General features: G+C 35.3%; 11 protein-coding genes. 6 read left to right on the top strand and 5 right to left on the bottom strand.

The features are described from left to right. The 3 genes from P8M54_RS14590 to P8M54_RS14580 form a co-directional block, all read left to right on the top strand. Positions 1 to 714 (top strand): TSUP family transporter (locus P8M54_RS14590; RefSeq protein WP_300288727.1); only part of this gene is annotated, 714 nt, incomplete at its 5' end. A gap of 144 nt (positions 715 to 858) precedes the next feature. Next, a complete protein-coding gene (locus tag P8M54_RS14585; RefSeq protein ID WP_300288726.1) occupies positions 859 to 3195 on the top strand; it encodes a UvrD-helicase domain-containing protein in 2337 nt (778 codons plus the stop codon). Positions 3196 to 3270: 75 nt separating this feature from the next. Next, entirely contained in the window at positions 3271 to 3891 is a 621-nt protein-coding gene (locus P8M54_RS14580; protein ID WP_300288725.1) for an L-threonylcarbamoyladenylate synthase, read from the top strand. A gap of 242 nt (positions 3892 to 4133) precedes the next feature. Here P8M54_RS14580 and P8M54_RS14575 read toward each other — a convergent pair whose 3' ends face one another. From P8M54_RS14575 to P8M54_RS14565, 3 genes are all read right to left on the bottom strand, one after another. Beyond that, a complete protein-coding gene (locus tag P8M54_RS14575; RefSeq protein ID WP_300288724.1) occupies positions 4134 to 4967 on the bottom strand; it encodes an OmpA family protein in 834 nt (277 codons plus the stop codon). Positions 4968 to 5038: 71 nt separating this feature from the next. Then, the gene (locus tag P8M54_RS14570; protein WP_300288723.1) at positions 5039 to 6028 is read right to left on the bottom strand and encodes a glycosyltransferase family 2 protein; all 990 of its coding nucleotides are present in this window, start codon (positions 6026 to 6028) and stop codon (positions 5039 to 5041) included. A gap of 43 nt (positions 6029 to 6071) precedes the next feature. After that, the gene (locus tag P8M54_RS14565) at positions 6072 to 6518 is read right to left on the bottom strand and encodes a type I restriction enzyme HsdR N-terminal domain-containing protein (RefSeq protein WP_300288722.1); all 447 of its coding nucleotides are present in this window, start codon (positions 6516 to 6518) and stop codon (positions 6072 to 6074) included. Positions 6519 to 6599: 81 nt separating this feature from the next. Here P8M54_RS14565 and holA point away from each other — a divergent pair, with 81 nt between their 5' ends. From holA to ettA, 3 genes are read left to right on the top strand one after another with little or no spacing between them, the layout of a single operon-like run. Continuing rightward, positions 6600 to 7604 carry a DNA polymerase III subunit delta gene (gene holA / locus P8M54_RS14560; RefSeq protein ID WP_300288721.1) on the top strand — a complete coding sequence of 335 codons (1005 nt, stop codon included), beginning with the start codon at positions 6600 to 6602 and terminating at the stop codon, positions 7602 to 7604. A 52-nt stretch (positions 7605 to 7656) separates the two neighbouring features. Beyond that, positions 7657 to 7833, top strand: a complete 177-nt coding sequence (locus P8M54_RS14555; RefSeq protein ID WP_222616921.1) for a CAL67264 family membrane protein — start codon at positions 7657 to 7659, stop codon at positions 7831 to 7833. A 28-nt stretch (positions 7834 to 7861) separates the two neighbouring features. Then, on the top strand, positions 7862 to 9553 hold the full coding sequence (ettA, locus tag P8M54_RS14550) for an energy-dependent translational throttle protein EttA (RefSeq protein ID WP_300288719.1): 1692 nt from the start codon (positions 7862 to 7864) through the stop codon (positions 9551 to 9553). Between the two features lie 163 nt (positions 9554 to 9716). Here the strand turns inward: ettA and P8M54_RS14545 are convergent, their stop codons facing one another. After that, positions 9717 to 10130 (bottom strand): DCC1-like thiol-disulfide oxidoreductase family protein, encoded by a 414-nt coding sequence (locus tag P8M54_RS14545; RefSeq protein WP_300288717.1) that lies wholly within the window; start codon positions 10128 to 10130, stop codon positions 9717 to 9719. Between the two features lie 493 nt (positions 10131 to 10623). Continuing rightward, positions 10624 to 10929: a GIY-YIG nuclease family protein gene (locus P8M54_RS14540; protein ID WP_300288716.1), complete on the bottom strand. Its 306-nt coding sequence runs from the start codon at positions 10927 to 10929 to the stop codon at positions 10624 to 10626. Positions 10930 to 11670: the final 741 nt, after the last annotated feature.

Here is an 11670-nt window from a genome sequence, read left to right as displayed (position 1 = left end):
ATTGATGCCATTGTAGGTGGTGGCGGTTTAATACAAACACCAACAGGTCTAATTTTACTACCTAATTTACCCGTTTCTACCGTTATTGGAAGTTTAAAAATTCCTGCTTTTAGCGGAACCTCGTTTGCAGCTTATCAATACATGAAAAAAGTGAAAATGAAATGGAAATTGTTATTTCTTATGATGGCGTTGGCGATGCCGTCAGCTTTTTTGGGATCTACTTTATTAACGTATATGAGTAATGATTTTATGAAGCCACTCTTGCTTTTTATCCTCTCTCTATTAGCTATTTATACTTATGCAAAGAAAAATTTTGGACAGCAAGTCGAAAAAGAAATATCTACCACGCGATTACTATTGAACGCAGTGTTGATTAGTATTATAGTTGGATTTTATGACGGATTTATTGGTCCTGGGACGGGTAGTTTTTTTGTCGTAGCCTTTATTGCTTTAATGGGATTTGACTTTTTGCACGCTTCCGCAAATGCTAAAATGGTAAATCTAGCGACAAATTTTGGTTCGATCTGCCTGTTTGCTTTAAAAGGGAAAATCCTTTGGGCTATCGCATTACCTATGGCAGCAAGTAATGCTTGTGGCGGATGGTTAGGTGCTAAATTAGCTATTAGCAAAGGAAACGGCTTTATTAGAATTTTCTTCTTAGTAGTCGTGGTGTGTACTTTAATCCGCTTTGCTTATGATGTTTTTTACAAATAAAAAGCGTTGAAATTTGCTGCTTTTGGTCCTAAGTACATTTCTTAAATAACTCCATAAAAATGGTAGCAAATGCATTTTAAAAATTTGCCAGACGGCTCTTTATTAACTCTTAAATTCTTATTTTTGCATAAATAGAAAATTTTCATGCAACAATACATTTCCCAACTCAACGAAGCGCAACGCGAACCCGTTCTACAAAAAGATGGACCTATGATCATCATTGCTGGTGCTGGCTCGGGTAAAACACGTGTGTTAACCATAAGAATTGCCTATTTAATGCACCAAGGTATCGATGCATTCAATATCCTATCGCTTACATTTACGAATAAAGCGGCTCGTGAAATGAAAAACCGTATCTCAGATATTGTAGGGTCTAGCGAAGCCAAAAATTTATGGATGGGAACATTTCACTCTGTTTTTGCCCGAATACTTAGGTCAGAAGCTGATAAATTAGGATATCCTTCGAATTTTACGATTTATGACTCACAGGATTCTCTGAGGGCTATTTCGGGAATTATAAAAGAAATGCAATTAGACCGCGATATTTATAAGCCTAAGCAAATTTTAAGTCGCATCTCTTCCTTCAAAAATAGTTTGATCACTGTTAAAGCCTATTTTAACGATCCTGATTTAATGGAAACGGATGCCATGGCTAAGAAGCCAAGAATGGGTGAAATCTATCAGAATTATGTAGATCGCTGCTTCAAATCGGGAGCGATGGATTTTGATGATTTGTTACTAAAAACCAACGAATTATTGACGCGTTTTCCTGATGTTTTGGCCAAATATCAAAATCGATTCAGATACATACTCGTGGATGAGTATCAGGATACGAATCATTCCCAGTATTTAATTGTTCGTGCCTTATCAGATAAATTTCAAAATATATGCGTAGTTGGTGATGATGCGCAAAGTATTTATGCATTTAGGGGAGCCAATATCAATAACATCTTGAATTTTCAGAAGGATTACGAAGGAGTAAAGACCTTTAGATTAGAACAGAATTACCGTTCTACTAGAAATATTGTAGAAGCAGCGAATACAATCATCGATAAAAATAAAGTCAAATTAGATAAAATAGTTTGGACAGCAAACGAATTTGGACCTAAGATAAAAATTCACCGTTCCATGACTGATGCTGAGGAAGGACGTTTTGTGGCAAGTACCATATTTGAGCAAAAAATGCAAAACCAAATGACTAATGGTCAATTCGCTATTTTGTATCGTACCAATGCACAATCCCGTTCGATGGAAGATGCTTTACGCAAAAGAGATATTCCGTATCGTATTTATGGAGGACTTTCATTTTACCAAAGAAAAGAGATCAAAGATGTATTGTGCTCTTTGCGTTTAGTTTTAAATCCGAAAGACGAAGAAGCTTTGATGCGAGTGATTAATTACCCCGCAAGAGGAATCGGTAACACGACCATCGAAAAAATAGTCGTAGCGGCTAATCACTATAAAAGATCCATGTTTGAGGTGATGCTCAATATTGATAAAATAGATTTGAAACTAAACTCCGGTACCAAACAGAAGATTCAAGATTTTGTTACCATGATTCAAAGTTTTCAGGTCATCAATGAAAATCAAGATGCTTTTTATATCACGGATCATGTTTCTAAAAAAACGGGATTAGTACAAGAATTAAAAAAGGATGCTACGCCTGAGGGAATGGCTAAAATTCAAAATATTGAAGAGTTGCTTAATGGTATCAAAGATTTTACCGAAGGGCAAAAAGAGATCGACGGTGCAAGAGGCGCTTTGGGCGAATTTATGGAAGATGTAGCTCTTGCTACCGATTTAGATAAGGACACCAGCGATGAAGATCGAGTAGCGCTTATGACGATACATTTAGCCAAAGGATTAGAGTTTCCACATGTTTTTGTAGTAGGTATGGAAGAAGATTTATTTCCGTCCGCTATGAGTATGAGCACTCGGTCTGAATTAGAGGAAGAACGTCGTTTGTTTTATGTAGCTTTGACTAGAGCTGAGCATCAAGCGTATTTGACCTATGCGCAATCGCGCTACCGATGGGGAAAATTAACTGATAGTGAACCTTCGCGATTTATAGAAGAAATAGATGCGCAGTATTTGGAATACCTAACACCAGCAGAGTCTTCGTATCGCTTTAAGCCGATGATTGATAAAGATATTTTTGGCGATGTGGACAAATCCAAACTTAGATTGGCCAAACCAACAAGTGGGACGCCTCCAATTCCAGCTTCAACTAATATGCCTAAGCCCGATTTAAACATGCGAAAATTAAAACCTATTGGTGGAAACCCTAATGCATCAGGAACGGCTAATTTATTTGACAATAAATTGACAGCAGGGAATGTTGTAATGCATGAACGCTTTGGTCGTGGTCAAGTGGTCAATTTAGAAGGTGTAGGTGCAGACAAAAAAGCAGAAATCAAATTTGAAGTTGGGGGAATCAAGAAATTATTATTGCGATTTGCTAAACTTGATATCATAGGTTAAAAAAAAACGTTTGCAGTTTTAAGAAGAAGAAATCAACTTGGAATAGTAAACAAGAAAAACATAAAACGTTATACGATGGCACAGTTTTTAAAAATATACGAAGACAAACCTAACGAAGCTGCTATTGCTAAAGTCGTTAAGATTTTGAAGGATGGCGGACTGGTAATTTATCCCACCGATACAGTATATGGGTTGGGTTGCGATATTACTAATTCAAAAGCACTAGAACGTATTGCAAAGATTAAAGGCGTAAAATTAGAGAAAGCTAACTTTTCATTCATTTGCCATGATTTGAGTAATCTATCTGATTATGTTAGGCAAATTGACACCGCTACTTTTAAAATTTTAAAAAGAGCCTTACCAGGACCGTATACTTTTATATTACCAGGTAATAATAATTTGCCAAAAGAATTCAAAAAGAAAACTACTGTTGGTATCCGTGTACCCAATAATGAGATTGTTTTAGAAATTGTAAGACAGTTAGGCAATCCTATTGTTTCAACTTCCATTCGTGATGAGGATGACGTAATCGAATATACTACTGATCCAGAGTTGATTTTTGAGAAATGGCAAAATCTTGTCGATTTAGTTATTGATGGAGGATATGGAGATAACGTAGGCTCTACCATTATTGATTTATCAGGAGCTGAACCTGAAATTATCAGAGAAGGAAAAGGAGATATTGATATTATCTAATATTAATTATCGATGATGTTTTTATAATAAAATGTTTATCTTTGAAATTATAAGATGTTTCAAATTACAATATAAGCATGTTATTCTTAATTATATTTGATTGGTTATTAGAGAAAAGTTAAGGATACATTAAGGCAGGTCGAAAGATCTGCTTTTTCTATTAGTACCTATCTCCAGCTAAAATTTATGCATAAAAAAAGCGCCTCCGTTAAGAGACGCTTTACAGCTATAGAATAACTTAATTATTTAGCTTGTTTTTTCATTTCTTTCTCCACCATTTCGTAGAATTGATCAATTTTAGGAAGTACTACAATACGAGTTCTTCTGTTACGAGCTCTGTTGTCAGCGTTGTCATTAGCTACTAATGGTACGTATGAACTTCTACCAGCAGCAATTAATTGACTTGGTTTTACTCCTAGCTCATCTGTAAGAACACGGATGATAGACGTAGAACGTTTAACACTTAAATCCCAGTTGTCAAGTAAAATGTTGTTACCAATGTATGGAACGTTATCTGTATGACCTTCAACCATGCACTCAAAGTCTGGCTTGTCATTAACTACTTTTGCAACCTTAGCTAAAACACCTTTTGCTTTATCAGTTACATTGTAGCTTCCGCTTTTGAATAATAATTTATCAGCAATAGAGATAAATACCACTCCTTTTTCAACATTGATTTCAATGTCTGGATCATTTAAACCAACTGCACTTTTTAAACTAGTAACAACTGCTAGTGTAACACTATCCTTTTTAGTTAAGGCATCCTGCATTCTACTAATTTTTAAATCTTTCTCTTTGATAGATTCTAATGCTTTTTCAATGTTTTCAGCACCTTTAGTCGTTAAAATCGTCATATCTTTAGACGTGTTAATCAACGTCTCATTGTGCTCTTTTAAACCTTGAACTCTTGCCGTAAGTCCTGCTTTCTCTTCAAGACAGGCATTTAATTTTACGGTAGCCGAATTTAATAAATCTTGAGTTTCTTTGTTTCTTGATTCTAAATCAGCATATTTCTTTTTACTAACACATGAAGTTAGTAGTGCGAAAAGTGATAAGGTGATTACGATTTTTTTCATAAAAATAATGTTTAGTTGAATTACAAAGTTAGTTTTTAAAGGTTGAATACAATAATTATTTACTGTTAAAATCATTTAACAAATATCTTGCCAGAATTAACATAATATTGATAAACGATACTTTTTGTTGAATAGTATGTTTCCGACTGAAAATTTCCTCTTTTTTTGTAAGTACTTGATAATAATCTATAAAAGGAGAAATGTGCCTTTAAAATTGCCATGAAATGCGCAAACTTTCCTTTAAAAATAAATTGAATTCCTGCTAGTCCATCCAATAGCATACGAGTAAAAAGGACTAAGATTAACTTGTTTTTGGGTAAATTCTTAGATAACATTAACAGTGAATTCCTGAAATTCAGGAAGGTTTTCTTTGGATTGCCTTGTTGTAGCGTGGCGCCCCCCACGTGGTAGACTGTAGAATTGTACTGATATTTTATTTGATAGCCTTTATTTAAAGCACGCCAGCAAAGGTCTATTTCCTCTTGATGTGCAAAAAAGTCTGCATCAAAACCACCTAATTCATGGTAAACCGATGATCGAATAAAAAAACAGGCTCCAGAAGCCCAAGAAATAGCGCAATTGTTATCATATTGTTCTAAATCTTGTTCAACAGTATCAAAAACGCGACCGCGACAATAGGGATAACCATACTTATCGATAAAACCACCAGCTGCCCCCGCATATTCAAAGTAGGTCTTGTTTTTAAAGTCTAATAATTTCGGCTGAATTATGGCTGTTTTTGGCTCTGCTTCAAAAGTTTGTAAAATAGGCTGTAACCAATTTTCAGTTACTTCAATATCGGAATTTACTAGTGCATAAATATCGGCCTCAATATGCTGTAAAGCTTCATTGTAGCCTTGAGCAAAACCAAAGTTACTGCTATTTTGAACTATTTGAACTGTTGGAAAATTTGCTTTTACAAAGGCAACAGAATCATCTGTAGAAGCATTGTCAGCAACATAAATAGTCGCTTCGGGAGAAAATTGTACTACTGAGGGTAAAAACTGTTCCAATAACTTTGTACCGTTCCAGTTTAGGATAACTACTGCTGTTTTTTTCAAGATACTAGTGAAATTTAAATGTACAAATTATTTATAATCAATTCTAAAGTTGATAATCGGGAAGTTGTGATAAAAAAACGTACGCTTCGTTTTCAAAGTCCATTTGGCAAAAATAATGATTCAATCCATTAGTTACCATTAAAAACTGCGCTTTAAGGGTCAAATTGTAGCGTGCAATTTGGTCAAAAGTGGCTTGTGTAATTTTTACTTCGGGAGCTTTACATTCTACCAATACTTTTATACTACCATCAGGATTAAAAACTACAGCATCATAACGCTTGCTTAAACCGTTTACTTTCAATACCTTTTCAACGTTTATCAATGATTTCGGATACTTTTTTTCGTCCATTAAAAAGCAAACTACATGTTGTCTGACCCATTCTTCGGGCGTAAGAACGATGAATTTTTTCCTGATTTCATCAAAAATAGACACTTTATTTTCACTATTTTTGAATCGGAAACTATAAGAAGGAAAATTAAGCTTTTGCATAGCGCAAAAATAGGTATTTAGTTGAATTTTTCAGAACCTTTAGCCTGAAACCTCCAACTTTAAACTTGAAACACGATATAAATGGACGAAGTAATCAAAATTGTAAACGATATTAAGAACGGAAACATTAAACCCATTTATTTTTTAATGGGTGAAGAACCGTACTATATTGATAAATTATCCGATTATATTGAGCAAAATGTCCTTTCTGAAGAGGAAAAAGGTTTTAATCAAACCGTTTTGTACGGGAGAGACGTAACAGTCGAAGATATTGTTTCATCAGCAAAACGATATCCAATGATGGCCGAAAGACAAGTCATTATTGTAAAAGAAGCGCAAGAATTAAGTCGAACCATCGAAAAGTTGGAATCGTACGCTGACAATCCGATGCCTACAACGGTTCTAGTAATCTGTTATAAATACAAAACATTAGATAAACGAAAAAAAGTAACTAAGGTACTAGCTAAAAACGGACTAGTTTTCGAGAGTAAAAAATTATACGAGAACCAAGTGGGCGAATGGATAAAAAGAGTTTTATCAGGTAAAGAGTATGCTATTGAGCCCAAAGCTTCGGCGATGTTAGTTGAATTCCTAGGTACGGATTTAAGTAAAATTAATAACGAACTTGAAAAACTCCAAATCATATTGCCGAAAGGAGCCACTATTTTTGCCAAAGACATTGAGGAGAATATAGGTTTTAGTAAAGATTTTAATGTTTTTGAATTGCGTAAAGCGATAGGGGAACGCAATCAACTTAAAGCGTATACAATCGCTGAGAATTTCGCTAATAATCCCAAAGACAATCCTATGGTGGTAACGACCAGTTTGGTTTTTGGTTTCTTTGTACAATTATTAAAATACCACGGTTTAAAGGATAAAAACCCAAAAAACGTAGCTACCGTGATTGGAGTAAACCCTTATTTTTTAAAAGAGTACGACCTTGCCCTTAAAAATTATCCGATGCGGAAAGTAAGTCAGGTGGTAGCTTCGTTACGAGATATTGATGTAAAAAGTAAAGGAGTTGGTGCGAATGCGATGTCAAATTCGGATTTATTGCGAGAAATGCTCTATCATATTTTTAATTAGCGGTTAAATCACGATATTTGCAACACATAAATAATATACCACAATCATGGGAATGAATAAAAATACGGTCTTAGGATGGGCTACCTTTATAATGATCTTAATGGGTTTGCTATTAATAGGTCTTGGAGCTTTTAGATATAGTGAAGTTTCAGGTTGGGGATTTGTAGCCGTAGGAGTTGGCTTTTTGGCCAATGCTTGGGTTTTTAGCTCACTAAAAGGGAGATTGTAAAAGAATATAAAAATTAAAATTAAATATAATGTCAGACGATAAAAAAGTAATTTTCTCAATGCAAAAATTGAGTAAAACCTATACGGGAGCGGATAAACCGGTTCTTAAAAATATTTATTTAAGTTTCTTTTACGGAGCAAAAATTGGTATTTTAGGTTTGAATGGATCAGGTAAATCTTCACTACTTAAAATTATTGCTGGTGTAGATAAAAATTACCAAGGAGATGTTGTTTTTCAACCAGGTTACACAGTTGGTTACTTAGAGCAAGAGCCAATCTTAGATGATTCTAAAACCGTTTTAGAAATTGTTCAAGAAGGCGCTGCGGAGACTATGGCAGTACTTGCGGAATACAATAGCATTAACGATTTGTTTGGTTTAGAAGAAAATTATTCTGATCCGGACAAAATGGACAAGTTAATGGACCGTCAAGCCGCTTTGCAAGATAAAATTGATGCGTTAGGTGCTTGGGAAATCGACACCAAACTTGAGATAGCAATGGATGCTTTACGTACTCCTGATGGTGATACACCAATCAAAAATCTTTCCGGTGGAGAGCGTCGGCGTGTAGCTTTATGTCGTTTGTTGTTGCAACAACCTGATGTATTGCTTTTAGATGAGCCTACCAACCACTTGGATGCAGAATCGGTGTTGTGGTTAGAGCAGCATTTAGCACAATATTCAGGAACTGTAATTGCCGTAACCCACGATAGGTATTTCCTAGATAATGTAGCTGGATGGATTTTAGAGTTAGATAGAGGAGAGGGTATTCCATGGAAAGGAAACTATTCTTCTTGGTTGGACCAAAAATCAAGCCGTATGGCCTTAGAAGAAAAAGTAGCTTCTAAACGTCGTAAAAACTTAGAAAGAGAGTTGGACTGGGTTCGTCAAGGGGCTAAAGGACGTCAGACGAAACAAAAAGCACGTTTACAGAACTACGATAAGTTGTTGAACGAAGATCAAAAACAATTAGATGAAAATCTAGAAATCTATATTCCTAACGGACCACGTTTAGGAACTAATGTTATCGAAGCGAAAAATGTTGCCAAAGCTTTTGGAGACAAATTATTATACGATAACTTAAACTTTACCTTGCCACAAGCAGGAATCGTTGGAATTATCGGACCCAATGGTGCTGGTAAGTCAACTATTTTCAGAATGATAATGGGAGAACAAGAAACAGATAGTGGTGAATTCTCAGTGGGTGAGACGGTAAAAATTGCCTACGTAGATCAATCACACTCTAACATTGACCCAAATAAATCAATTTGGGAAAACTTTGCCGATGGTCAAGAATTAATCATGATGGGCGGTAAGCAAGTAAACTCAAGAGCGTATTTGTCTCGTTTTAATTTTGGTGGTGGAGAGCAAAACAAAAAAGTTTCAGCCCTTTCAGGAGGAGAACGTAACCGTTTGCACCTAGCAATGACCTTAAAAGAAGAAGGGAATGTATTGTTACTGGATGAGCCTACCAATGATTTAGATGTCAACACACTTCGTGCATTGGAGGAAGGTTTAGAAAATTTCGCTGGTTGTGCCGTAGTGATTTCGCACGACAGATGGTTCTTGGACAGAATCTGTACGCATATCCTAGCCTTTGAAGGAGATTCAGAAGTGTATTATTTTGAAGGTGGTTTCTCTGAATACGAAGAAAACAAGAAAAAACGCCTTGGTGGAGATTTAACACCGAAACGTTTGAAATACAGAAAATTAATTAGATAATTTTCAACTAATTATTTTAAAACAAAGCCTCAAAATATAACTAAATTTGAGGCTTTTTTTGTTTTCAGGAGCTATTTCCTGCTCTCATTCCAATCTTTTTATCCGCAAAAAAAGCGTCTAAAAAGGATTTTCCCTTCGATCAGGGCTATGAAATATATTTTCATTATAAAAATTTTGATTGTAATTCTGGTGTCGGAATCATACAACTTCCTTTTTTACCGTACCATTTATACCTGTTTATAGCAACGTAATCATAGATATGATTTCTGATTTTTTCTGGAATAATTCTAAAAACTCCAGCTAACGAATACATAAACCCTAAATCCGAAGCGATTCTCAAAGCAGCTTCTGATTTATAATAATATGCTTTACCTGGCTCAAATAAAATAATACTATCAAGCTGAGTAGAATCAACACCAATATACTGACAAATTGCCACACCCAAGTCGGATTGCAAAGCTACAAACCTGAAAACATCTTTTTTATCTCTTTCAATAATAAACTGTACGGCTTGATTGCATAAGTTGCAAACACCATCAAAGAGTATTATTTTTTTATTAGGAGGAAGGTTCAGCATGTTAGGTTTTTTTTTGGTCTTTTTTATTCAATATTAGTTCGTCATTCCTAGAGTTACTTCGTCATTATGAGCAATGAAGCAATAGCACAAATACAAGCAACAAAAATAGGTAAATATCTATTAGCACAAGCAGTAATGCTGAGCAATCTAATAGGATTGCGTCGTACCTCGTAATGACTTTAGTTGTGCTTATTATTTCGTTTCGCAGGTCATTGCGAGGAACGAAGCAATCGCACGAACGCGAACAATTCATTGGGGCATTGAAGCAATCGCACTAACGTAAGCAATGAAATTATGTATTAGTACAGCATTAAAATTGAGCAACATAATAGGATTGCGTCGTACCTCGCAATGACTTTAGTTGTGTTTGTTTTTTTGTTTACCATGTCATTGCGAGGAACGAATCAATCGCACTAACACGAGCAACTAAATAGTAGCACAAGCACCAATACTAAGCAACTAAGTAGGATTACGGTGTATCTCGCAATGACTTTTAAACGGTCATAATGTCCTTAATATCATCATACAAATCATTCCAACTAGGGTTTATCGAGCGTATTAAATTATTTTTAGCCTCTCTTGAACCGGCTTTAATTTGTTTCTCTCTAGCAATTGCATCACCAATCCATTGAAACTGCTCATAATAAACTAGAATATTCAAACTGTATCGAGCAGAGAACGACTTTGGATTTCTTTTTTCTTTGTGTTCTAAAATTCTACGAGGAAGATTTGAAGTCACTCCAGTATAAACTACCGTTTGATATTTATTTGTGATGATGTAAATGAATCCTGGCTTCATACTTTGAGTCTTATGTTATAGAAACAATTGTCTAAAGTTATGATTTTTTTTGTTTATTGGGTCATTGCGAGGAACGAAGCAATCGCACGAACACGTGCAATTCAATTGAGCCATGAAAGAATCGCACGAACTCGAGCAACTTAATTTAGTAGTAACACAAGCACGAATTTTGAGCAACATTATAGGATTGCTTCGTACCTCGCAATGACTTTAGTTGTGTTTGTTTTTTTGTTTCACGAGTCATTGCGAGCAACGAAGCAATCGCACTATCACGAGCAACAAATTTGATTCTAGAAGCAATCGCACTAATACGAGTAATTCAATTGAGTATTAAAGCAATCCCACTAACATGAGCAACAAAATTTAGTATTATCACAAGCACCAATACTGAGCAACTTAGTAGGATTGCGTCGTACCTCGCAATGACTTTAGTTTTGTTTGTTTTTTTGTTTCACGAGTCATTGCGAGGAACGAAGCAATCTTACTAACACGAGCAACAAATTTGATTCTTGAAGCAATCGCACTATCACGAGCAACAAAAATAAGTAAATATCTTTTAGCACAAGCAGCAATACTAAGCAACCTGATAGGATTGCGTCGTACCTCGCAATGACTTTAGTTGTGCTGTTTGTTTTGTTTAGCATGTCATTGCGAGGAACGAAGCAATCGCATTAACACGAGCAATTCGTTTGGGTATTGAAGCAATCGCACGAACTCGAACAACCAAATTTAGTAGTAACA

It is taken from the genome of Flavobacterium sp. (genome assembly GCF_029242675.1).
Classification (GTDB): domain Bacteria; phylum Bacteroidota; class Bacteroidia; order Flavobacteriales; family Flavobacteriaceae; genus Flavobacterium.
The sequence above is the reverse complement of the archived record's forward strand: the minus strand, read 5'-3'. Positions and strand labels throughout refer to the sequence as shown.

Bases quoted from the DNA above. Each gene is read 5' to 3' on its own strand.
- P8M54_RS14585 (WP_300288726.1), top strand. From the start codon at position 859: ATGCAACAATACATTTCCCAACTCAACGAAGCGCAACGCGAACCCGTT.
- P8M54_RS14580 (WP_300288725.1), top strand. From the start codon at position 3,271: ATGGCACAGTTTTTAAAAATATACGAAGACAAACCTAACGAAGCTGCT.
- P8M54_RS14575 (WP_300288724.1), bottom strand. From the start codon at position 4,967: ATGAAAAAAATCGTAATCACCTTATCACTTTTCGCACTACTAACTTCA.
- P8M54_RS14565 (WP_300288722.1), bottom strand. From the start codon at position 6,518: ATGCAAAAGCTTAATTTTCCTTCTTATAGTTTCCGATTCAAAAATAGT.
- holA (WP_300288721.1), top strand. From the start codon at position 6,600: ATGGACGAAGTAATCAAAATTGTAAACGATATTAAGAACGGAAACATT.
- P8M54_RS14555 (WP_222616921.1), top strand. From the start codon at position 7,657: ATGAATAAAAATACGGTCTTAGGATGGGCTACCTTTATAATGATCTTA.
- ettA (WP_300288719.1), top strand. From the start codon at position 7,862: ATGTCAGACGATAAAAAAGTAATTTTCTCAATGCAAAAATTGAGTAAA.
- P8M54_RS14545 (WP_300288717.1), bottom strand. From the start codon at position 10,130: ATGCTGAACCTTCCTCCTAATAAAAAAATAATACTCTTTGATGGTGTT.
- P8M54_RS14540 (WP_300288716.1), bottom strand. From the start codon at position 10,929: ATGAAGCCAGGATTCATTTACATCATCACAAATAAATATCAAACGGTA.